A 23748-nucleotide genomic window follows, 5' to 3' on the forward strand; every position below is an offset into this window, starting at 1 on the left:
ACGATAATCTCTTTTATTGTATCATATTTTTGAATTGTATGTTTTTTGTAGGGGTAATAATTTAGAAATTCACAATGTTCTGATTTATATTGCAATAACGATTATTCTTATCAGAACACAACAAAGAGAATGTGTAATGTTAAGGGTGGTTTCTAAATCAAATAATTAACTCTAACAAAAAATTAAAGTATGAAAAAATTAAAGTACATCATGGTATCGCTATTTGCAGTTTTAATGAGCTGTGATGGAGATGACATCGATATTCCAGCATCGGTACTACCTTCTAATCTTACGGTAAGTGCTCAAAATATGGGTGGTGGTCTCGTAAATTTTACGGCATCTGCTACAAATGCAAATTATTATCATTTTGATTTTGGTGATGGTACTTCTGCATTAGATACTTCTGGTGAAGCATCAAAAACTTATGATATGATTGGTGACAATACTTATACCGTTACTGTAACTGCTGGTTCTACCGAAGGAAAGAAAATTTCAGAGACTTTAGATGTATCTGTATCTATTGCCTTTTCTGATCCTGAAACGGTTGCATTTTTAACCAACGATAGTTCTAAAACTTGGTTTTTGGCGGCAGCACAACCCGGGCATTTAGGATTAGGTCCTGCAAGAGAAGGTATTGATGGTGATTGGTGGTACCCAAAATGGTATTCAGCTTCAGCATTTGAAAAGTGTGGGTCTGATGACTCTGATTGTTTATGTGATGATGAACTTACATTTTCTGTAGATGCTACAGGTGTATTATCTTATACATTGGATAATATGGGGCAAACTTATTTTAATGTAGGACATAAAGCAGTCGTAGGCGGTGCTGCGGATACTGATTTCTGTTATGATTTTGATACTACTGGGTCAAAGTCGGTAGTTCTTTCAGAAGTTGCAGGGAATGTGCCTGAAGATCAAACTACGGGAATTCAAATGAGTTTTTCAGATGGTGGATTCATGGGGTATTATGTAGGATCATCTACGTATGAAATACTTTCTATTAGCGATACCGAATTATATGTTAGAACTTATGATACTGAAAATGCTGATTTGGCATGGTATCATAAATTTATCGCTACAGCAGCTGTTGAGGGTGGCGATGAAAGTTTAGAAACCATTTATACCAACTTAGTTTGGTCAGATGAGTTTGATGTTGACGGTGCTCCAAACCCTGCTAATTGGGGTTATGATCTTGGCGCTGGTGGCTGGGGTAACGGTGAGGCACAAGAGTATACTGATGCTGCTGATAATGTTATTGTAGAAGATGGAGTATTGAAAATTACTGCTAGAGGTTCTGGTGCAGTTGGTGGAGCTGTTCATTATTATGATGATATTACTTTGGTTGCTTCTGGTGGAGAAACTTTATCGGTACAGGATTTTGAAAGTACCGCACCGGTGTTTACAGATTTTGGTGGTGCTTCAACTGCTGTAATTGATAACCCTGATGCATCGGGTGTGAATACTTCTGGTACAGTAGCAGAATCAACAAAGAATAGTGGAGCCGAAGTATGGGCAGGTTCATTCTTTGATATCGCCGCTCCTTTAGATTTAGCAACATATTCAAGTATGGCTATTAATACTTGGTCTCCTGCAACAGGTGCCGTTGTTAGATTAAAAATTGAAAATCAAGCAAATTCAGATGAATTTTTCGAAGTAGACGCAACTACATCAGTAGCAGAATCTTGGGAGACATTATCTTTTGACCTTAGTGGTGCTCCGGCATTTAATTACGATAGAGTGGTGCTTTTCTTTGATTTCGGAGTAAGTCCTTCAGGAGGTGCAGCATATACGTCTGCTAGAATCAAATCTGAGAATCTATTTGAGTTTGCATATGGTAGAGTTGAAATAAGAGCTAAACTGCCGTCAGCAGGTGGTACATGGCCTGCATTATGGGCATTAGGAGCTAATTTCGATGAAGTTGGATGGCCTGCAACTGGTGAAATTGATATTATGGAGCACGTTGGTAATAATAACAATACGGTAAGTAGTGCTTTGCATTATCCTGGTAACTCTGGTGGTAATGCGGTTGTAGGCACAACACCAGTTGAAACTGCCACTTCTGAATTCCATAACTATACAGTTGAATGGACACCTGACAGCATCAAGTTTGTTGTAGATGATCAACTGATTCATAATAGTTTTGTGAACAATGCTACTACCCCATTTAATAGTGATTTCTTCTTGATTATGAATGTGGCAATGGGCGGTACACTTGGTGGTGCTATAGACCCAGCATTTACAGAAGATACCATGGAAGTGGATTATGTAAGGGTTTACCAATAAAATAGTTATAGATTAAAAAGAAGCCGTCAAATTTATTTTTGACGGCTTCTTTTGTTTATAGCATATAATGTTAGTAGTAAAATAATTTACTGAACTGGAGTTAATTGTGATGTAAGAGAAGATTTAAGTTAATTCAGCATAGAAACTTGACAATATCCATGTTTTGCACATATCTACTTTAGATAACCTTTGCATTATATAATTGTTAATTATTTAAAGAATGAAAAATAGTAAGGTCTATCCAACTATATGGCAAACAATGCCATTTTCACTTGATGTTCTGGATATTTGGAAAAGAAGGAAAAAGGCAAAATCAAGATTAATCAAGTGATTATATTTAATGATGTAATCGTATAACTTTATAAAATGAAAAATGCCCCTTTTAAAAGGGGCATTTTTTTGAAGTAATTTTTTTCAATAAGGGTTTGGTATTAAAAGGTTAGACAATCCCTATTAGGGCTAAAAAAGCTCCTACTACAACTACTGCTAAAAATGCATGCATTGCAATAACAAGCACGGATAGATAAGTTTCTACTCCGGTTTTAAATGATAAATCGTTCATAACATTACCTACTTTAAAGTTACACTACTAAAGTTAGTTGAATTGGGCAACATTTCAATACAAAATGTTGTATAAATTTACAAATACGATGTAAAACCTTACAAATTTGTGGTTTGAGGTAGTGCCTAAATGTAATTCACCCATAAAAATGGCAACTCGTCGATTTCGATTTGTTGCAAATTCTACTAGTTAACGAATGTAATCTTGTTTTTAAAGTATGTTATTGATTCGAATTATATAATCACCCCAAGCCAATCTGCTATACCTGCCAATGGTACCGCTAAAAGTATTACGACTAAACAGGTAATCATTAATTTAAGAAATCCGTTGAGTATTTTAACTCCTGGTGTTAGTTCTCTTTCCATAATCTTTGTTCTATTGTTCTGTACTCAATATAGGTTTATCTAGTATAAATAACTGTTGTATAGGCTTGTAAAATCGATTAACGTAAGTAAAACTCCTGTGTACAGTATAATTAACGAATGTTAATAGGTATAAAATGTCGTTGAAAAATATGAGAAATAGAGTGTGGGTAGATAAATTACTAAGTGTAGAGTTTATCCAATTACTGAATTAAGTACGGTCATTATACGGTCTGTGGCACCAGATTTATTTTTGATATATCCGGTATTTATGTGTCCGGTTTTTACTCTAAAATCATCATTGGTAAAACAATTATTAGTGACTTCTGTAAACTCATTGGTGTTTTCAATAGAAATAACACCTTTTAGATCAACTAATTCTTCCACTTCTGCAAATCCGTGATATTTCGGACCAATGATTACCGGTATGCCGAAAACTGCTGGCTCTAAGGTATTGTGCAGACCTGTCGAAAAGCCGCCGCCAACATAAGCCATATCTGCATAGCTGTAAATTTTGGTTAAAAGCCCAATGGTGTCAATAATTAGCACTTCGCTATCTTCTACATCACTATTCTCGAGCGTTGTAAAACGTACAACCTTCTTGTCTAAAGATTGAATTATTTCTTGAATATGATTGTCCTTAATAGTATGTGGTGCGATAACAAATTTAATAGGGTAGGTGGTCTTATTAATATACTCTATAATCAACTTCTCATCTTCAGGCCAAGTACTACCCGCAACCAGACAAAACTTACCATCTTTAAAACGTGTCATGAAATCTAATTCGTTGTTGCGTTCTACAATTTCATTTACCCTATCAAAACGAGTGTCACCCGCAATGGTAACATTGGTATGTCCAACGGAATTTAATAGTGTTTTTGATTTTTCATTCTGCACAAAAAAATGTGAGAACTTATTAAGTGATCGACGCATAAAAGCACCATACCATTTAAAGTAAATTTGGTTTTCTTTAAATAATACTGAAATTAAAAAGGTCGGGATACTAGATTTTTTTAAGGCAGATAAATAGTTAGGCCAAATTTCGTACTTTATAAAAATGGCAATATCCGGGTGTGCGGCTGTCAAAAAGGAATTTACTTTGCTCTTCGTATCCATAGGTAGGTAACAGATAACATCAGCTATTTTACTGTTCTTTTTCACTTCATAACCAGAAGGAGAAAAAAAGGTTAGGACTATTTTATACGAAGGATAATCAATTTTTATTTTTTCTAAAACGGGTAATCCTTGCTCGTATTCACCTAATGAGGCTGCATGAATCCAAATAACGTTGTCATCTATTGAAACAGATTTTTTAATTAAGGAGATTGTCTCTTTCCTGCCATTTACAAATAGCGAGAGTTTAGAATTCACCAATGCCAATACCTTTAAAATAGTAGATGCGCATATGACGATAAGGTTATAAAGAAAGTACAAACTGATGCTTTTGGGCTAAATTACGTTTCTTTCCATAAAATTAGTGTCGCCCGTTTCGTATTTTTGTATGACTTCATGTAATTACAACAGATGAAAAAGATACAAATGGTAGACCTTGGCGGTCAATACCAAGAAATTAAAGAACAAGTAAATTCTTCTATAGCTCAAATATTAGAAACCTCGGCATATATAAATGGTCCTGAAGTTCATGCTTTTCAAAAAGAACTAGAAGATTATCTTCAAGTTAAGCATGTTATACCATGTGCTAATGGTACCGATGCTTTGCAAATTGCAATGATGGGTTTGGGTTTAAAGCCAGGCGATGAAGTTATTACTGCAGATTTTACTTTTGCTGCAACAGTAGAGGTTATTGCGTTGTTACAGTTGACTCCGGTTTTGGTAGATGTTTATCCAGATACTTTCAATATTAATATTGAAGCTATAGAAAAAGCGATAACTCCAAAAACAAAAGCAATTGTACCGGTTCATCTTTTCGGCCAATGCGCCAATATGGATGCTATACTTGACCTGGCTAAAAAACACGATTTGTTTGTTATTGAAGATAATGCTCAGGCAATAGGGGCTAAATATTTATCAAAAGATGGTACAAAGCATATGGCAGGTAGTATGGGGCATGTTGGTGCTACGTCATTTTTTCCTTCTAAAAATTTAGGATGTTATGGTGATGGTGGTGCAATTTTCACCAATGATGATGATTTGGCACATACCTTACGTGGGATTGTTAATCATGGTATGTACGAGCGTTATCATCATGACGTGGTTGGTGTAAATTCTAGACTAGATTCTATACAGGCTGCAGTTTTACGTGCAAAACTACCTAAGTTAGATGGTTATTGTGAGGCAAGAAGAAATGCTGCAAGGGCATATTCTAAAGCTTTTGAGGGGCAAGAACATATTATGACTCCTGTAACGGTTAATAATTGTCAAGGTATTTGCGATGTGTGCGATTGTCATGTCTTTCATCAATATACATTGAGAATCACAAATGGAAAAAGAGACGAACTAGGACAATTTTTAGCTAAAAATGAAGTTCCTTTTGGTGTCTACTATCCAATTCCGTTGCATAAACAAAAAGCTTATGTAGATGACCGTTACAATGAAGCTGATTTTCCTGTAACGAATCAATTAGTCAAAGAGGTGTTGTCTTTACCTATGCATACAGAATTAGATGAAGAACAGATTAACTATATAACGGAGTTAATTATCGGATTTGTTAACGGGTAGTGATGTAGTTTTTTAAATTTGGTAACGTACAAACAGCATTATAAATGAAAGTATTAGTAACAGGCGGATTAGGTTTTATCGGTTCTCACACAGTAGTGGAGCTTCAAAACAAAGGGTTCGAAGTAATCATTATAGATGATTGCTCTAACTCTGACGAAAATGTGCTTGAAGGCATAAAAGCTATTACAGGTAAGAAACCGCTTTACGAGAAGATAGATTTAAAAGAGAAGCATAAGGTAGAAGACTTTTTTCAACGCTATCAAGATGTTGTTGGTGTTATACACTTTGCAGCTTCTAAGGCAGTTGGTGAAAGTGTTGAAAAGCCATTGCTGTACTATGAGAACAATATTGGTACGCTAGTTTATATTTTAAAAGAGCTCTGTAAAAAGAACAAGGCTAGTTTTATTTTTAGTTCTTCTTGCACAGTATATGGACAAGCAGATAAAATGCCGATTACCGAAGATGCACCTATTAAAGTTGCTGAGTCGCCTTATGGTAATACCAAACAGATGGGCGAAGAGATCATTGCAGATACCTGTAAAGTAACGCCTAGTTTAAATGCAATTGCATTACGTTATTTTAACCCTATGGGTGCACACCCGAGTGGTGAAATTGGTGAATTGCCAATAGGTGTACCTCAGAATTTGGTGCCATTTATTACTCAGACCGGTATCGGACTCAGAAATCAATTATCTGTTTTTGGTGATGATTATCCTACGCCAGATGGTACCTGTATTAGAGATTATATTTATGTGGTAGATTTAGCCAAAGCTCACGTAATAGCATTAGAGCGTTTATTGGGCGGTAAAAACGAATCTAATTATGAGGTATTTAATGTTGGTACAGGTACTGGTAGCTCTGTGCTAGAAGCTATACATAGTTTTGAAAAAGTATCTGGCAGAAAATTAAACTATAAAATAGTTGATAGAAGACCTGGTGATATTACAACTGCTTATGCCGATACTACTAAAGCCAATAAAGTGTTAGGCTGGAAAGCAGAATATACTTTAGAAGAAGCCATGAATTACGCGTGGATCTGGGAACAGAAAATACGTGACTGATTTTTTCAGGTTTAACGATATAAATAAGGGGAAATATAGCTATATTTCCCCTTATTCAATTTAAAGACCACCTCTTATGAAAAAATCATTATTTCTTCTTATGCTTCTGTCTTTTTCAGTAGTCACAGCTCAAAATACATACCTTCAGTGCGGTAAAATTGTAGATGTTGAATCGGGTAAAATAATGTCTGAGAAAACAATCATTATTTCAGGTAATAAGATTACAGAAATTAAAAATGGTTATGTAGCTGGTGGTGAGAAAGATCAGGTCGTAGATTTAAAATCTAAGACCGTTTTGCCAGGTTTTATAGATATGCATGTTCATATTGAAAGCGAATCTAGTCCGTCAAGATATTTAGAGGCATTTACTATGAACGAAGCTGATATTGCATTTGAATCGACGGTATATGCCAAAAGAACATTAATGGCAGGCTTCACAACTGTACGTGATTTAGGTGGATCGGGAGTGAATATTGCCCTGAAGAAAGCAATTAATAAAGGTACTGTAGTTGGTCCACGTATTTTTACAGCCGGTAAAGCACTTGCAACTACAGGTGGTCATGCAGATCCAACTAACGGTAGAAGTAGTGAGTTAATGGGTGATCCAGGACCAAAAGACGGAGTGGTTAATTCTCCTGAAGATGGTAGAAAAGCTGTTCGTCAACGTTATAAAGAAGGCGCAGATGTTATTAAAATAACGGCTACTGGTGGTGTATTAAGTGTTGCGAAGAATGGTCAGAATCCTCAATTTACGATTGAAGAAATAAAAGCTATTACTGAAACAGCTAATGATTATGGTATGCTTACTGCAGCTCATGCCCATGGTGATGAAGGTATGCAAAGAGCAATTTTAGGAGGAATCAAAACTATTGAGCATGGTACATTGATGTCAGAGGAAACAATGGAACTAATGATAAAGCATAATACCTTTATGGTGCCTACAATATCTGCAGGTCAAGAAGCGGCTAGATTGGCAAAAATACCGAACTACTTACCACCGGTAGTAGCTAAGAAAGCGTTAGAAATCGGACCTAAATTAAATGCTACATTCGCAAAGGCGTATAAAAAAGGGGTAAGTATCGCTTTTGGTACTGATTCTGGGGTATCACCTCACGGAGATAATGCGAAAGAGTTTATTTATATGCACAAAGCAGGCATGCCAATAATAGAGGCTTTGCGCTCTGCTACAATTACCAATGCGATGCTTTTGGGTGAAAAGGAATTAGGTCAAATTAAAGAAGGGTACATAGCTGATATTGTTGCTGTAAATGAAAACCCTTTAGATAATGTAGAAACGCTTATCGATGTTGTTTTTGTAATGAAAGAGGGTGTAGTGTACAAACAATAGTATACAATAAGAGGATGTTATTTTTTAAGGATAAATCAATTGCATGAAGTTGAATGTTGACAATAGTGAGCAATTGATGCAAGTAGTGAAAAGTGATTTGCTATTTGATAAGCTAGTACAGCAGGTCGAGAAAGATTTTGATCTTGCAAATGTTTCATTGAAAATACCTGATGCATTAGAGTATACAGCTTTTATTGCACTAGTTCGTGAGAAGGTGTATTATTTAATGATGGAACATTTTGCTGACTATCTAAATTTAATGTACATCATAGATATTCCAGAAATTGAATTTCAGAATATTGAAATCACCGATACTGTTGACGTGGCTGACCAGGTAACATTATTAATATTGAAAAGAGAGTATAAAAAGGTATGGTACCGTAATCGATTTTAATAATGCTCTTTTATACTTTTATGTACACTCCTCTTTTATCCATAATATAACCAACAAGCCAGCAGGTAAACATAATCCATAAGGCAAATAGCAGTGAGCCAAAATAATCGCCTGCTGAAGCAATGAATATGTTATCTGCTGTCCAATTATAAGCGTTTGTGCCTTTCATAGTTATCTCTGCCAAACTGATGATGAACAGTTCTGATAATAAGTAAATGAATAGCGTGTTTCTGCCAAACACTTCAAAGAAATAAGTCCATTTTCCGGGTTTAGACATATCTAATAGATAGATTAAAACAGCTATTATAAAAATGTCAATACCGCTAGTCAATAGTACAAATGAACTCGACCAAAGTTTTTTGTTGAAAGGGAATATTATATCCCAAGCAAAACCGGCAATTATCAAAATACCGGCTGCCATAATAAGTTTAGCAATAGTCTCAAAATTTTGCCCATTCTTTTGAATAAATTTACCTGTAAAATAGCCTGCGATTACATTTACAATCGAAGGTAATGTGCTTAACAATCCTTCTGGGTCAAAAGCTATGCCGCCATTACCATGATACATATGATCTGCACCGATAAGAAATTTATCAAGTTTTAATACTGCATTGCCTGTCAAGGTTAAGTCGCCGTATACTACTAGTATAATATGATAAGCTACTAAAGCTAAAGCGCTAAAAATTAGAACAGATTTGGTTTTAAAATAATGAAGAAGAATTGATGCAAACAAGTAACACAGGGCAATGCGCTGTAATACTCCGAAAATTCTAGTTTCGGCAATCGGCTTAAGTCCGCCATCTTCAAAAAACGGAAACCAGTACATTAAAAATCCTAATAAGAAAATAATCGAAAAACGTTTAAAGACCTTTTTTAAAAATACCCCACTGCCTTCGCTTTGGTATTTTTTCATACTAAAACTCATGGCATTACCGACAACAAATAAAAATGTTGGGAAAACTAAATCAGTTAGTGTAAATCCGTTCCAAACGGCATGTTTTAAAATTCCAAAACTAGTATCTCCATTTCCGGGGGAGTTCACAATAATCATTAGAGCGACATCCATCCCTCTAAAGACATCTAATGAAAGAAATCTATTTTTTAATTTAATCATGCTGGTTGGTTTGGTATAGAGAAAGGTAGTAAAATTTAGAAATAGACACGTACAAATGGCATTATTGAATTGCCATAAATACTTTTGTTGTCATTATACAAAAGGTCGTACCGTAGACCTAGGGTTACATTTCTAGTGCTATAACCCGCCCCTATAAAAAATGCTGGCAGCCAATAATTGTCTTCTATATTAATAGTTTGGGTGGCAAGAGTTCTATTAATTCTAAGTTGTTCAAATTCGGCTGATAATTGAATTTGTGGTATGGGGTTAAATAGGGAAAGTACACTACCGCCGTATGCTAAGAATTTATCGTCAGCAAATTTTGCATAATTCAAACTTAAACTTGCGCCTGTAGCAAATTTCTCATTAAATTGATAGATAGCGCTTGGCGAAATGGAGCCATTGAAACCATTATTTGTGAAACCTAAGCCAATACTTCCGCCAAATCTTACGTTATTCCAAAAATCAGAAGCATTATTTGAAGATTGAGCGAATGAAAGAGTAACAGTAAGTGTTGCTAGCCCTGTTAAAATTAGTTTTTTTAAGCTCATATGATAATTTTGTTTTAAAGTTTCATTTTTTTCAATAATACATGGCATTCTATCGTTAGATATTGTAAATGTTGTATTTTTGTTAGAAATTTATTCTAAAGATACAGAAAGTAATTCATGGATAAATATTCCTTTTTAAATACCGCTCATACCTCTTTTTTTTCAGAGTTATACGATAAGTATTTAGTGAATCCGGATAGTGTAGAGCCAAGTTGGAGAGCCTTTTTTCAAGGATTTGACTTTGGTATGGAGAGTTCATTAGATGAACTTGAAATTGATGAGAATCGAACTACAGTTTTAGTAAACGGCAATAAAAGTGAAATGCCAGAATCTCTACAGAAAGAGTTTCAGGTAATTCGTTTAATTGATGGTTATAGAAGCCGAGGACACTTATTTACGAAAACAAATCCGGTACGTGAGCGAAGACATTATGAACCTTCATTAGAAATTGAAAATTTTGGACTTTTAACGTCTGATCTTGAAACAGTATTTAATGCCGGTGATATAATTGGTATAGGTCCAAGTTCCCTTAAAGAGATTGTTAGACATTTACAAAGTATCTATTGCGATGCTATTGGTGTAGAATATATGTTTATTCGAAAGCCAGAACGTGTTAAATGGATTCAAGATTGGATCAATGTCAACGATAATCACCCGAACTATGATGCCGACCGTAAAAAACATATTCTTAAGAAGCTAAATCATGCGATCTCTTTTGAATCTTTTCTACATACTAAATATGTAGGTCAAAAAAGGTTTTCATTAGAAGGTAACGAATCGTTGATTCCGGCTCTAGATGTAATTGTAGAACGCGCAGCTGAAATGGGCGTTAAGCAATTTGTTATGGGTATGGCGCACCGTGGTAGGTTAAATGTACTTACCAATATATTCGGTAAATCTGCGAAAGACATATTTAGCGAGTTCGACGGTAAAGATTACGAACAAGAGATTTTTGATGGTGACGTTAAATATCACTTAGGTTGGACGTCTGATAGAAAGTCTGATAACGGTAATAAGATTAAAATGAATATCGCTCCCAATCCTTCTCACTTAGAGACGGTTGGTGCAGTGGTTGAAGGTATTGCAAGAGCAAAGCAAGATGCTCATTATCAAGATGATTTTTCAAAAGTATTACCTATAGTAGTACATGGCGATGCTGCTATTGCAGGTCAAGGTTTGGTATATGAACTTGTTCAAATGGCAGGTCTTGATGGCTATAAAACTGGCGGTACCATACATATTGTAGTAAACAACCAAATAGGTTTTACTACAAACTATTTAGATGCTAGAACATCTACCTATTGTACCGATGTTGCCAAGGTTACTTTGAGTCCGGTATTACATGTAAATGCAGATGATGCCGAGGCAGTAGTGCACGCATCTCTTTTTGCGTTAGAATATAGAATGCGTTTTTCTAGCGATGTGTTTATTGACTTGTTAGGTTATAGAAAATATGGGCATAATGAAGGTGATGAGCCAAGATTTACGCAGCCTAAATTATACAAGGCTATCGCCAAACACAAGAACCCAAGAGATATTTATGCTGAAAGGTTAATCAAAGAAGGTGTTATAGATGACACCTATGTTGGGCTACTAGAAAAACAGTATAAAGACTCACTTGAAGAGAAATTAGAAGATTCACGAAAAGAAGATAAAACTGTAATTACCCCGTTCATGGCAGATGAATGGAAAGGTTTTGACAATGTTCGTGAGTGGGAAATGATGGAGCCTGTAAATACCACATTTGCTAAAGCCAAATTAGATAAGATTGCCAAAGTAATAACTGCGTTGCCTAAGGGTAAAAAGTTTTTGCGTAAAGTTGAGAAATTGGTCAATGATCGCTACAATATGTATTTTGAAGCCGATAATCTTGACTGGGCAATGGGAGAGCTTTTAGCATATGGTGCCTTATTGGAAGAAGGTTTTGCCGTTCGTATGTCTGGACAAGATGTGGAACGTGGTACTTTCTCTCACCGTCATGCGGTTATGAAAGTTGAAGAAAGTGAAGAAGAAGTTATTTTGTTGAATCAGTTATCTGAACAGCAAGCAAAATTTCAAATCTATAACTCACTTTTATCAGAATATGGTGTTGTTGGTTTCGATTATGGTTACGCTATGGCGAGCCCTAATACCTTAACTATTTGGGAAGCACAATTTGGCGATTTCAGTAATGGAGCGCAAATTATGATCGACCAATATATTTCGGCAGCCGAAGATAAATGGAAGCTTCAGAACGGATTGGTAATGTTATTGCCACATGGTTATGAAGGTCAAGGTGCTGAGCACTCTTCTGCTAGAATGGAGCGTTACTTACAATTATGTGCAAAAGATAATATGTACATCGCAGATGTAACTACACCTGCACAAATGTTTCATATTCTTCGTAGACAAATGAAGGCGAATTTTAGAAAGCCATTAATCATCTTTACACCGAAGAGTTTATTAAGACACCCAAAGGCTGTATCTAAAATATCAGATTTAACCAATGGAGGTTTCCAAGAAGTTATAGATGATGAAAGTGCAGATCCTAAAAAAGTAAAAAGTTTAGTATTCTGTACAGGTAAATTCTATTATGATCTTTTAGCTGTTCAAGAAGAGCAAAAAAGAGATGATGTTGCCCTGGTTAGGGTAGAACAATTATTTCCGGTGCCTGAAGAGAAAATGAAGGCGGCAATGGCGAAATATAAGAATGCAGATGATATCGTATGGGCACAAGAAGAACCTAGAAATATGGGTGCTTGGAGTCATATGTTGATGCATTTTAGTGAAATTCAGAAATTCAGGGTTGCATCTAGACGTTTTTATGCGGCACCTGCAGCTGGTAGTTCTGTTCGATCTAAAGCACGTCACCAACAAGTTATCGATTACGTCTTTGATAAAACAAAAGACAACATGTCAAAACCAAAAAATAAATAACATATCAAATTATAGAAAGAATGATTCTAGAAATGAAGGTCCCATCGCCGGGAGAGTCTATCACAGAGGTGGAAATAGCGGAATGGTTAGTTGAAGATGGGGATTATGTAGAAAAAGATCAGGCAATTGCCGAAGTAGATTCTGATAAAGCTACTTTAGAGTTGCCTGCAGAAGCTAGTGGTATTATTACATTAAAAGCAGAAGTAGGCGATGCCGTTGCGGTAGGTGCTGTAGTGTGTTTAATTGATACTAGTGCGACTAAACCAGGTGGGTCAGATGATGCGCCAGCTGCTGCTAAAGAAGAAGTTGCAAGCGCCAAAAAGGAAGTTGTTGCTGAAAAAGCGCCACAACCTGCAAAAGCTAAAGAAACGTATGCGTCTGGTGTACCTTCGCCAGCTGCAAAGAAAATATTAGATGAAAAAGGTATTGATAGTAATGCTATTTCAGGTTCTGGTCGCGATGGTAGAATTACCAAAGAAGATGCGGTAAGTGCTGTGCCTTCAATGGGGTCACCAACCGGGGGCAATCGTGGGGAGTCTCGCTCAAAACTATCGATGTTGCGTAGAAAAGTTGCTGAAAGATTAGTTTCTGCAAAGAACGAAACGGCAATGTTAACCACTTTTAACGAAGTGGATATGAGTGCCATTTTCGCTCTTAGAAATAAGTATAAAGATGATTTCAAGAATAAGCACGGTGTAGGTCTTGGCTTTATGTCTTTCTTTACAAAAGCGGTAGTTAGAGCTTTAGAGATGTATCCAGCTGTTAATTCTATGATTGACGGTAAAGAAATGGTTTCTTATGATTTCTGTGATATTAGTATTGCAGTATCTGGACCAAAGGGATTAATGGTACCTGTAATAAGAAATGCTGAAAACTTAACCTTTAGAGGTGTTGAAGCTGAGGTAAAAAGATTGGCGATTAGAGCTCGTGAAGGTGAAATTACTGTTGATGAAATGACAGGTGGTACTTTTACTATTACCAATGGTGGTGTATTCGGTTCTATGTTGTCTACACCAATTATCAATCCGCCTCAGAGCGCAATCTTAGGTATGCATAATATAGTTGACAGACCGATTGCTCGTGACGGAGCTATTGCAATTGCACCTATAATGTATGTTGCTGTTTCTTATGACCACAGAATTATTGATGGTAAAGAATCTGTAGGTTTCTTGGTAGCCATCAAAGAAGCTTTAGAAAATCCTGAAGAGTTGTTGATGGATAATAATATTAAGAAAGCTTTAGAGATGTAATTTTTCTTAAGATTTATATATAAAGTAAAGCGTTGGTTAATCTCAACGCTTTTTCTTTTTTAAATAAATACATTTCTTATTGTAATCTATAATCGCTTTTGATTTTTTTAAAATATCAGCGCCAATAATACCATCGACGGGTTCGGCTTTGTGTGCGGTAAGTGCTTCATTAACATGTTTTAGATCGAAAAGAACTATTTCAAGTTTTTTATATTTCCAAGAGTTTAGTTCGATCTTGTTTTTTTTCGACACAAGAGTTTCCATATTCGTTGCCCCAGCTCCTGCAGCCTTTATTAAAGACTCTTCAGATATTAATTTAAAATGGTCAATTCGATCAATACCTACACAGGTATTAGAAGCGCCAGTATCTAATATAAATCTACCGGGTACTGAATTTATCTCTGCATATATTTCAAAATGGTCGGTAGCTGTCAATACCAAAGGGATGCGAACGTAATCTTTATCCTTCAAAAACTTTTTGAGGGTATTCATAATTCATTTTTTTCAAAGATAAGTCTATTTTTGCGGCATGATAATAACCGATACGCATACCCATTTATATAGTGAAGCTTTCGATGAAGACCGAAAAGAAACAATTCAAAAAGCAATCAATTTAGGCGTAGAAAGATTTTTTATTCCTGCCATCGATTCTACCTATACCGAACGCATGTTAGCTTTAGAGAAAAATTTTCCTGGGCATATGTTTTTAATGACGGGCTTGCATCCCACGCATGTGAAAGAAAATTTTGGAGAAGAATTGGCGCACGTTGAAGAAATGTTGGGTAAGCATACCTATTATGCAATAGGTGAGATTGGTATTGATTTGTATTGGGAGAAGAAGTATTTAAATGAGCAGCAATTAGCTTTTAGAACGCAGATACAACTCGCAAAAAAAAATAAATTACCAATAGTTATTCATTGCCGCGATGCTTTCGATGAAGTTTTTGAAATCTTGGAAGAGGAAAAAGGAGATGATTTAAGAGGGATTTTTCATTGCTTTACAGGTACCTTAGAGCAGGCTAAAAAAGCTATAGGCTATAATTTGAAGTTAGGCATTGGGGGAGTGGTTACTTTTAAAAATGGTAAAATCGATACCTTTTTAAATGAAATCGACTTAAACCATATTGTGTTAGAAACAGATTCACCATATTTGGCGCCTACACCTTATAGAGGTAAAAGAAATGAAAGCGCCTATATTATTAATGTTCTTGAGAAGTTGGCAGATATTCATGGGGTCTCAAATGAACAGATCGCTTTAGAGACGACAAAGAACTCGAAAGAAGTTTTTGGTATATAGTAATGAGTTTAAATAGGAAGTTTTGAGCATAGAAAAGAAAAATATATTACTGATATATACCGGTGGTACTATAGGTATGATGAAAGATTATACCTCGGGTGCCTTAAAAGCTTTTGATTTTACTCAGTTATCGAAAAATATACCAGAACTAAATCAATTGGACTGTACTATATCTAGTTTTTCGTTTGATGAGCCCATTGATTCTTCGAATATGAACTCAACACATTGGGTTTCTATTGCTGATATTATTGCTGAAAGATATAGTGATTATGACGGTTTTGTGGTATTACATGGTAGCGATACTATGAGTTATACGGCATCAGCCTTAAGTTTTTTACTTGAAAATCTTTCGAAACCTGTCATATTAACTGGTTCGCAATTGCCAATAGGAGATTTAAGAACAGATGCTAAAGAAAATTTAATTACTGCTATACAAATTGCCGCTTTACATAAAAAAGGGAAGCCGGTTATACAAGAGGTCGGACTTTATTTTGAATATAAATTGTACCGAGGAAATAGAACTACTAAAATAAATGCAGAGCATTTTCAAGCTTTTGCCTCTTTAAATTATCCTCATTTGATAGAATCTGGAGTGCATTTGACAATTTTTAAGGAGTATTTATTGCCTCAAAAAAGAAAATTAACGTTAAAATCTCATCGAAATATGGATGATAATGTGGCAATTTTAAAAATTTTTCCAGGAATTAACAGAAATATTATTGATGCAATTTTAAATGCAGCCGATTTAAAAGCGCTCGTTTTGGAGACGTATGGTTCAGGAAATGCGCCGATGGAAGAATGGTTTTTAGAGAAATTAAATAATGCCATAAATAAAGGAATACATATTATTAATGTAACTCAGTGTTCTGGTGGTGCCGTTATGATGGGGCACTATGAAACAAGTTCCAGGCTTAAGAAAATGCAAGTGATTAATGGTAAGGATATTACAACTGAGGCTGCCATTACTAAGGCAATGTACTTGCTCGGTAGCGGTGTGTCGCATGAGCTATTTAAAACAGTTTTTGAAACTTCGTTAAGAGGAGAAATGCTATAAATTTAACAGCATTTTAATTTCGATAACTAAGATTTTTTTTGTTATTTGCCCACCCTTAAAAAGGGTAACTTAGAGAGGTGGCCGAGTGGTCGAAGGCGCACGCCTGGAAAGTGTGTATACCCCAAAAGGGTATCGAGGGTTCGAATCCCTTCCTCTCTGCAAGTAAGTTTTACTTTTTTTATATTGTTTTTTTTTTATCTTTAACCCTATTAACTAACTAATTTAAGTTCGAAAAAATGAAAAAATTATTCCCAAGCCTAGCAATTGCTGGGGCATTTGTAGCAGGTACAAATATGGCAAGCGCTAAAGTAGCCGCAGTAGCTTTATTACTTCAAGACGCAACTCCAGAAGCAGAGAGAGGTTTTACTCAACTATTAAAAGAAATGTTTATTACTGGTGGTGCCGGCTTTATGGGTATCGTTCTTTTATGTTTGATTCTTGGTCTTGCAGTTGCAATTGAAAGAATTATCTATTTAAACATGGCAAGTACTAATACTGCTAAGTTGAAACAACAAGTTGAAGACGCATTGGCATCTGGTGGTGTTGAAGCTGCAAAAGAAGTTTGTAGAAATACAAAAGGTCCTGTTGCTTCTATTTACTATCAAGGTTTAGATAGAGCTGGTGAGAGCATCGAATCTGCTGAAAAAGCGGTAGTTGCATATGGTGGTGTTCAAATGGGTCAATTAGAAAAAAACGTTTCTTGGTTGTCTTTATTTATCGCTATTGCTCCAATGCTTGGGTTCATGGGTACGGTAATCGGTATGATTGCGGCCTTCCAAAAGATTGCTGCTGTTGGTAACTTAAGTGCATCTCTTATTGCAGGTGATATTCAGGTAGCATTATTAACAACTGTATTCGGTCTTATTACGGCTATTATACTTCAAATTTTTTATAACTATATCATCGCTAAAATTGATAGCATCGTTAATGATATGGAAGACTCTTCGATTACTTTAATCGATATGTTGGTAGATCACAAAAAATAAGTATCACTTTTAATACCTAAAAATTATGCAAAAAATTATTAAAATAGCATTAATTGCTATAGGTGTATTAAGTGCTATACTATGGTATTTATTGCCAAGTTCAGATATGCCGGCAGCTGAGGCTGCTTCAAGTGGAGCTTTGAACACAATGTTTATTATTACTTATCTTTTATTAGGGATAGCTGTTGTAGTAAGTTTAGTGTTTACTCTAAAAAACTTATTTGCAAACCCACAGGGTCTTAAAAAGACTTTGTTCGTAGTAGGAGGTTTTTTATTGGTAGTTGGAATTTCTTATGTCTTAGCAAGCGGAACGGATGTTGATCCAGAGTTTGCAGCTATGACGGATGAGAGTACAGTTAAGAATATTGGTATGGGATTAAATGTGTTTTTTATCCTTACTATAATCGCTGTTCTTTCTTTAGTAATACCATCTGTTAAAAATATGTTTAGTAAATAATAAAATAAAAAACTATGGCTAGAAGAGCAGGAGCACCAGAAGTTAGTGCGGGTTCAATGGCGGACATAGCTTTCCTTTTACTTATCTTTTTCTTGGTAACAACTACTATTGAAACTGATGCAGGATTGGATCGTATGCTTCCACCAATGGAGCCACCAACTGAAGCGCCACCAATCATTAAAGAAAAGAACATCTTTACGGTAAATATTAACCGTAACGGTCAGTTGTTAGTTGAAAACGAAATTCTATCAATTAACGATTTGCGTGAAAAAGCGATGGCCTTTTTAGATAATGGAGGAGCGGCTTCAGGTAGCCCAGATTATTGCAGTTATTGTAAAGGTAAGCGTAACGCCGATTCTTCTGATAATCCGACTAAGGCAATTATCTCTTTGAAAAATGATCGTGAAACTAAGTACAGTACTTACATTACAGTTCAGAATGAATTGGTAGGGGCTTATAACGATCTTAGAAATAGAGAGGCTAAAAGATTATACGGTAAAGATTATGTTGCGATGGAAGCCGAGTATTTGAATCCTGAAACTGAAGATTCTGTTAAAGAGGAGTTGAAAGATAAGGTAACAAGAATACAAGGTTTGTTTCCACAGAAATTATCTGAGGCTGAAACTTCAAGTGAATAATTAATAAATTAAAAGTAACACTATGTCAAAATTTGCAAAGAAAAAAGATGGAGAGGTACCAGCGGTATCAACAGCTTCCCTTCCTGACATTGTATTTATGCTTTTGTTTTTCTTTATGACGGTAACCGTTATGAAAGATAGTTCCTTGAAAGTTGAAAACGTACTTCCGAACGCTAGTGAAGTAAAGAAATTGGAAAAGAAGGATCGTGTTATCTATATTTATGTTGGTAAGCCAACTAAAGAATATGAGAAAACTTTTGGTACAGAACCAAAGATTCAATTGAACGATAAATTCGCTAGTCCGTCAGAAGTCGGTGATTATATTTTGATGGAAAGAGCTAAAAAGCCTCAAGAAATTCAAAATGTATTGACCACAGCGCTTAAGGTTGATAAGAACGCTAATATGGGATTGATATCCGATATTAAACAAGAGTTAAGAAAAGTAAACGCTTTAAAGGTAAATTATACTACCTATGAAGGTGATGCTTTCAATAATCTACAATAGTTAGTTAAGTAGAATATTACATTTTCAAAACGCTTCAAATTTATTTGAAGCGTTTTTTATTTCATTAACTTTACTTTATGCGTTTTGTAATTCTATTTCTTTTAATCATATTTCAGTCTAATGCTCAAGTAGCAACTGACAGTATTAGTGATACACGTTACTTTGAAGATCAGTTCTACTTAGGTCTTTCATATAATTTTATATTGAATCATCCCGAGGGCTCTAACCAACGTAATTTATCATACGGTCTACAAGCTGGGGTTATTAAAGATATCCCCTTAAATACTACTGGAACTAAAGCTATAGGTATTGGTGCTGGTTTAGCTTTAAATAGTTATTATTCAAACTTAGTTGCCGATATTTCTGGTGATGATATTTCTTATAGTATAAACGATGATATAACTAGAAGTAAATTAGAGACACATCTAGTAGAGTTTCCTTTAGAGTTTAGATGGCGAAATTCTACTGCAGAAGATTATAAATTCTGGCGCGTATATGGTGGTATTAAAGCTGCTTATGTTTTAGGTGCTAGGTCAAAATACGACTTAGGTGATATTAGTGAAGGATTCAAAAATACAGACCTAACTAAATTTCAATACGGGCTTACCTTAAGTTTTGGTTATAATACTTTTAATCTTCATGCATACTATGCGCTAACCGAACTGTTTAACGGTAAGGCTTCTGTCAATGGTGAAGTTCTTCAATACAGACCTTTACGAATAGGTCTTATTTTTTACATATTATAGCCAGAATCTAACTGTTAGCAACTGCGATAATATGCCTATAAAAAGTCCCACAACAAGTTCCATTGGAGTGTGAGCCTTCAGATTTAATCTTGCACTTATAATGCCCCCCGTAAATAGTATAAATACGCTTATCGCAATTATAAGGTTTATTTCAAAATGAATACTTAGGTTAATTAGGTACATAAGCAGCCCGCTTACCCCTACTGCATGTAAACTAGTTTTAAAATTTAATAATACCAGTAAAATACACGCAATAGTGGCACCTAAGAGTCCTGTAAAGTAAAAATAGAGCTCACTTACATAATTGTTCGGAATAACCTTATATAAGATTAGTAGAAGTATAGAAGCGTGTATATATAAAGGGTATTTTCTTTCTTTGACGGTTTCTAGCGAGATGGAATGTACCAATCCCAAGTTTTTTAATATTAGAAATGTTACAATTGGTATAATAACGGTCAATATAAAAATGGGTAAAATACTGGCGCTTTGTATTTCTAATGGCGTATATTTTGGCGTAATTAGAAAGTAGGCGACCGTACCGCCAATAGGCATAAAAAGTGGGTGTAATAAATAAGAGATGAAATTAGAGAAAACCTTCATTAGATTTCTTTTCTCATACGTGCAACCGGTATATTTAACTGCTCTCTATACTTTGCTACGGTTCTTCTAGCAATAGGATATCCTTTTTCTTTTAAAATAGCCGCAAGTTTATCATCGGTAAGTGGCTTCTTTTTTGTCTCGTTCTGTATAACAGTCTCTAAAATCTTCTTTATTTCTTTTGTCGAGACATCTTCACCTTGTTCGTTTTTCATCGATTCTGAGAAATACTCTTTTATCAACTTTGTGCCGTAAGGTGTATCTACATATTTACTATTTGCCACCCTAGATACGGTTGAAACATCCATACCTATTTCATCAGCTATATCTTTCAGGATCATAGGGCGTAAATTACGCTCATCACCAGTTAAAAAATATTCTTTTTGATATTGCATTATAGAGTTCATTGTAATGAACAATGTTTGCTGGCGTTGTCTTATGGCATCTATAAACCACTTTGCAGCATCTAATTTCTGCTTAATGAACATGACAGTATCTTTTTGAGATTTAGATTTGTCTTTGGCTTCTTTGTAGCCTTTAAGCATATTGCTATATTCTCTAGATACATGCAGTTCTGGTGCATTTCTGCCGTTCAGGGTTAGTTCTAGTTCTCCCTCGGTAATTCTAATAGCGAAATCGGGCACCACATGTTCTGTCATTCTGTTGTTGCCAGAATAAGAACCACCTGGTTTCGGGTTCAATCTCTCTATTTCGCCAATAGCGTTTTTTAATTCTGCTTCGGTAATATTGTGTTTTTGAATTAACTTTTGATAATGCTTTTTGGTAAAGTGTTCGAAAGACTTCTTAAGTATTTCGGTCGCAAGTTCTATGCTTGGTGTAATATCTTTTCGCTCTAATTGAATAATTAAACACTCTTCTAAGGATCGAGCTCCGACCCCAGGTGGATCTAAATCTTGAACGATAGATAGTATTTTGGTAATAGTAGCTTCATCTGTATACACGTTTTGGGTAAATGCCAAATCGTCCATAATATCTGTAATTGGTCTACGGATGTAGCCACTTTCGTCTACACTGCCAACAAGAAACTCGGCGATATTCCACTCATCATCGGTAAGATAAAACGTGTTCAGTTGATTTATTAAATATTGATTAAAAGAAATACCTGCGGCATAAGGCACGCTTTTTTCTTCATCATCTGAACTATAGTTATTTGCCTTGGTACGGTAATCAGGTATTTCGTCATCACTTAAATAATCATCAATATTGATGTCTTCGGTATTGATGGTTTCATTATCTGATGCGTCATCGTAAACATCATCATAGTCGTCAGAAGTGGTTTCTAAATCTTCTTTACCGGTCTCTAAAGCCGGATTCTCCTCTAATTCTTGTTTCAGACGTTGTTCAAATGCCTGCGTGGGCAATTGAATCAGCTTCATCAATTGAATTTGCTGTGGAGATAACTTTTGAGATAATTTAAATGATAGGTGTTGTTTCAGCATTAGTTTATTCTAGTACTTGTAAAAGTAACTAAATCCGCTTAGAATTCGGCATTCTGTGGTGTTCTTGGAAACGGAATTACATCTCTAATGTTACCCATGCCAGTTGCAAAAAGAACTAAACGTTCAAAACCTAGTCCAAACCCACTATGTTCTGCAGTACCAAACTTTCTTAAATCTAAGTACCACCATAATTCCTTTTCGTCGATACCCAATTCTTTGATTTTCTCTTTTAAGACATCTAATCGCTCTTCTCTTTGAGAACCACCAACGATTTCGCCAATACCAGGAAATAAAATGTCCATAGCCCTAACAGTTTTACCATCTTCATTTAAACGCATATAGAACGCTTTAATTTTCGCAGGATAATCAAATAAGATTACCGGACATTTAAAATGCTTTTCTACTAGGTAACGCTCGTGCTCACTTTGTAAATCGGTACCCCATTCTTCAATAGGGTAGGTGAATTGCTTCTTTTTATTAGGCTTGCAATTTTTAAGAATTTCAATGGCCTCGGTATAGCTAACTCTTTTAAAGTTGTTGTCTACTACAAATTTTAATTTTTCGATCAACGCCATATCGCTGCGTTGTGCCTGTGGCTTGCTTTTCTCTTCGTCCAATAATCTATTTTCTAAAAACTCTAGATCTTCTTGACAATGGGTCAATGTATATGAAATAACATTTTTAATGAAATCTTCTGCCAGATCCATGTTCGCATCTAAATCGAAGAAAGCCATTTCTGGCTCTATCATCCAAAATTCTGCTAAATGTCTAGAGGTGTTAGAATTCTCGGCTCTAAATGTTGGTCCGAATGTATATACTTTACCTAATGCCATAGCATAAGCTTCAGCCTCCAACTGACCAGACACGGTAAGGTTTGTCTCTTTTCCGAAGAAATCTTCTTTATAATTTACATGACCATCTTCTGTCAATGGCGGATTTTTTTCATCTAACGTAGTAACGCGAAACATTTCGCCTGCACCCTCAGCATCAGACCCAGTGATAATAGGTGCATGAAAATAGTTGAATCCGTTTTCTCTAAAATAGTTATGAATGGCAAAAGATAGGGTAGACCTAACCCGCATAATTGCTGCAAATGTGTTCGTTCTAATTCTTAAATGTGCCTTTTCTCTTAAGAACTCTAAAGAGTGTTTCTTTGGTTGAATAGGATATTCTTCTGGGTCTGCAACACCCAATACTTCTAAAGCACTAACTTGTATTTCTACAGATTGTCCGTGTCCTTGACTTTCAACAAGTGTACCGGTAACTTTTAGAGCGGCACCTGTGTTTACTTTCTTTAATAATTCTTCATCGAAATTTTCAAAATCAACCACGCATTGAATAGTGCCTAAAGTTGAACCATCATTAAGAGCAATAAATCTGTTGCTTCTAAAAGTACGTACCCAACCTTTAATAGTTATTTCTTGTAGTAAGTTTTTACTTGCTAGTAATTCTTTTATTGTAGCTAAACGCATGATGTTGAATTGAAAA

23 protein-coding genes and 1 tRNA gene are annotated in these 23748 nt (G+C 35.4%); 15 read left to right on the forward strand and 9 right to left on the reverse strand.

Translation table 11 applies throughout. From position 1 onward, the window contains the following. The first annotated feature begins 189 nt into the window (after positions 1-189). Positions 190-2283 carry a glycoside hydrolase family 16 protein gene (locus ACPF9A_RS13250; protein WP_423997630.1) on the forward strand — a complete coding sequence of 698 codons (2094 nt, stop codon included), beginning with the start codon at positions 190-192 and terminating at the stop codon, positions 2281-2283. A gap of 439 nt (positions 2284-2722) precedes the next feature. On the opposite strand, the gene ACPF9A_RS13255 is transcribed toward ACPF9A_RS13250, so the two are convergent. The 3 genes from ACPF9A_RS13255 to ACPF9A_RS13265 all read right to left on the reverse strand — a co-directional run bounded on the left by ACPF9A_RS13255 (position 2723) and on the right by ACPF9A_RS13265 (position 4641). After that, a complete protein-coding gene (locus ACPF9A_RS13255; RefSeq protein ID WP_279586542.1) occupies positions 2723-2845 on the reverse strand; it encodes a hypothetical protein in 123 nt (40 codons plus the stop codon). Positions 2846-3078: 233 nt separating this feature from the next. Continuing rightward, positions 3079-3210, reverse strand: coding sequence for a hypothetical protein (locus ACPF9A_RS13260; protein ID WP_423997632.1), 132 nt, complete (start codon positions 3208-3210; stop codon positions 3079-3081). Positions 3211-3402: 192 nt separating this feature from the next. Next, a complete protein-coding gene (locus ACPF9A_RS13265) occupies positions 3403-4641 on the reverse strand; it encodes a 3-deoxy-D-manno-octulosonic acid transferase (protein WP_423997634.1) in 1239 nt (412 codons plus the stop codon). 90 nt (positions 4642-4731) lie between these two features. Between ACPF9A_RS13265 and ACPF9A_RS13270 the strand changes: the two genes are divergently transcribed. From ACPF9A_RS13270 to ACPF9A_RS13285, 4 genes are all read left to right on the forward strand, one after another. Next, positions 4732-5886 (forward strand): DegT/DnrJ/EryC1/StrS family aminotransferase, encoded by a 1155-nt coding sequence (locus ACPF9A_RS13270; protein WP_423997636.1) that lies wholly within the window; start codon positions 4732-4734, stop codon positions 5884-5886. Positions 5887-5930: 44 nt separating this feature from the next. Then, complete coding sequence (gene galE, locus ACPF9A_RS13275; protein ID WP_423997638.1) at positions 5931-6947, forward strand: UDP-glucose 4-epimerase GalE; 1017 nt, start codon at positions 5931-5933, stop codon at positions 6945-6947. 76 nt (positions 6948-7023) lie between these two features. Then, the gene (locus tag ACPF9A_RS13280; RefSeq protein ID WP_423997640.1) at positions 7024-8295 is read left to right on the forward strand and encodes an amidohydrolase family protein; all 1272 of its coding nucleotides are present in this window, start codon (positions 7024-7026) and stop codon (positions 8293-8295) included. A gap of 43 nt (positions 8296-8338) precedes the next feature. Beyond that, positions 8339-8689, forward strand: coding sequence for a hypothetical protein (locus ACPF9A_RS13285; RefSeq protein ID WP_423997642.1), 351 nt, complete (start codon positions 8339-8341; stop codon positions 8687-8689). 10 nt (positions 8690-8699) lie between these two features. Here ACPF9A_RS13285 and ACPF9A_RS13290 read toward each other — a convergent pair whose 3' ends face one another. After that, positions 8700-9803, reverse strand: a complete 1104-nt coding sequence (locus ACPF9A_RS13290) for an acyltransferase family protein (RefSeq protein ID WP_423997644.1) — start codon at positions 9801-9803, stop codon at positions 8700-8702. A gap of 35 nt (positions 9804-9838) precedes the next feature. Then, positions 9839-10354, reverse strand: coding sequence for an alpha-ketoglutarate decarboxylase (locus ACPF9A_RS13295; protein ID WP_423997646.1), 516 nt, complete (start codon positions 10352-10354; stop codon positions 9839-9841). A 117-nt stretch (positions 10355-10471) separates the two neighbouring features. Here ACPF9A_RS13295 and ACPF9A_RS13300 point away from each other — a divergent pair, with 117 nt between their 5' ends. Next, on the forward strand, positions 10472-13270 hold the full coding sequence (locus ACPF9A_RS13300) for a 2-oxoglutarate dehydrogenase E1 component (protein ID WP_423997648.1): 2799 nt from the start codon (positions 10472-10474) through the stop codon (positions 13268-13270). A gap of 20 nt (positions 13271-13290) precedes the next feature. Beyond that, entirely contained in the window at positions 13291-14520 is a 1230-nt protein-coding gene (gene odhB / locus ACPF9A_RS13305) for a 2-oxoglutarate dehydrogenase complex dihydrolipoyllysine-residue succinyltransferase (protein WP_423997650.1), read from the forward strand. A gap of 42 nt (positions 14521-14562) precedes the next feature. On the opposite strand, the gene ACPF9A_RS13310 is transcribed toward odhB, so the two are convergent. Continuing rightward, positions 14563-15012, reverse strand: a complete 450-nt coding sequence (locus tag ACPF9A_RS13310) for a retropepsin-like aspartic protease (protein ID WP_423997652.1) — start codon at positions 15010-15012, stop codon at positions 14563-14565. Between the two features lie 37 nt (positions 15013-15049). Between ACPF9A_RS13310 and ACPF9A_RS13315 the strand changes: the two genes are divergently transcribed. From ACPF9A_RS13315 to ACPF9A_RS13350, 8 genes are all read left to right on the forward strand, one after another. Then, positions 15050-15817, forward strand: a complete 768-nt coding sequence (locus ACPF9A_RS13315; RefSeq protein ID WP_423997654.1) for a TatD family hydrolase — start codon at positions 15050-15052, stop codon at positions 15815-15817. Positions 15818-15839: 22 nt separating this feature from the next. After that, a complete protein-coding gene (locus ACPF9A_RS13320) occupies positions 15840-16871 on the forward strand; it encodes an asparaginase (RefSeq protein WP_423997656.1) in 1032 nt (343 codons plus the stop codon). A 71-nt stretch (positions 16872-16942) separates the two neighbouring features. Continuing rightward, a tRNA-Ser gene (locus ACPF9A_RS13325) sits at positions 16943-17030 on the forward strand. Positions 17031-17107: 77 nt separating this feature from the next. After that, a complete protein-coding gene (locus ACPF9A_RS13330) occupies positions 17108-17857 on the forward strand; it encodes a MotA/TolQ/ExbB proton channel family protein (protein WP_303598943.1) in 750 nt (249 codons plus the stop codon). A gap of 25 nt (positions 17858-17882) precedes the next feature. After that, positions 17883-18314, forward strand: a complete 432-nt coding sequence (locus ACPF9A_RS13335) for a hypothetical protein (protein WP_303598942.1) — start codon at positions 17883-17885, stop codon at positions 18312-18314. A gap of 14 nt (positions 18315-18328) precedes the next feature. Beyond that, the gene (locus ACPF9A_RS13340; protein ID WP_423997659.1) at positions 18329-18952 is read left to right on the forward strand and encodes an ExbD/TolR family protein; all 624 of its coding nucleotides are present in this window, start codon (positions 18329-18331) and stop codon (positions 18950-18952) included. A 22-nt stretch (positions 18953-18974) separates the two neighbouring features. Further along, positions 18975-19457 carry an ExbD/TolR family protein gene (locus ACPF9A_RS13345; protein WP_133686269.1) on the forward strand — a complete coding sequence of 161 codons (483 nt, stop codon included), beginning with the start codon at positions 18975-18977 and terminating at the stop codon, positions 19455-19457. 77 nt (positions 19458-19534) lie between these two features. Next, complete coding sequence (locus ACPF9A_RS13350; protein ID WP_423997661.1) at positions 19535-20203, forward strand: porin family protein; 669 nt, start codon at positions 19535-19537, stop codon at positions 20201-20203. Here ACPF9A_RS13350 and ACPF9A_RS13355 read toward each other — a convergent pair. The 3 genes from ACPF9A_RS13355 to asnS are packed head-to-tail and all read right to left on the reverse strand — an operon-like array spanning position 20198 to position 23732. Then, positions 20198-20803, reverse strand: coding sequence for a hypothetical protein (locus ACPF9A_RS13355; protein WP_423997663.1), 606 nt, complete (start codon positions 20801-20803; stop codon positions 20198-20200). The genes ACPF9A_RS13350 and ACPF9A_RS13355 overlap by 6 nt on opposite strands. Continuing rightward, positions 20803-22260: an RNA polymerase factor sigma-54 gene (gene rpoN / locus ACPF9A_RS13360; protein ID WP_423997665.1), complete on the reverse strand. Its 1458-nt coding sequence runs from the start codon at positions 22258-22260 to the stop codon at positions 20803-20805. Before rpoN ends, ACPF9A_RS13355 begins: the two co-directional genes overlap by 1 nt. Positions 22261-22298: 38 nt before the next feature. Beyond that, positions 22299-23732: an asparagine--tRNA ligase gene (gene asnS, locus ACPF9A_RS13365; protein ID WP_423997667.1), complete on the reverse strand. Its 1434-nt coding sequence runs from the start codon at positions 23730-23732 to the stop codon at positions 22299-22301. Positions 23733-23748: the final 16 nt, after the last annotated feature.

Origin of the sequence: Maribacter sp. IgM3_T14_3, from assembly GCF_049603095.1 — a bacterium.
Lineage (GTDB): Bacteria > Bacteroidota > Bacteroidia > Flavobacteriales > Flavobacteriaceae > Maribacter.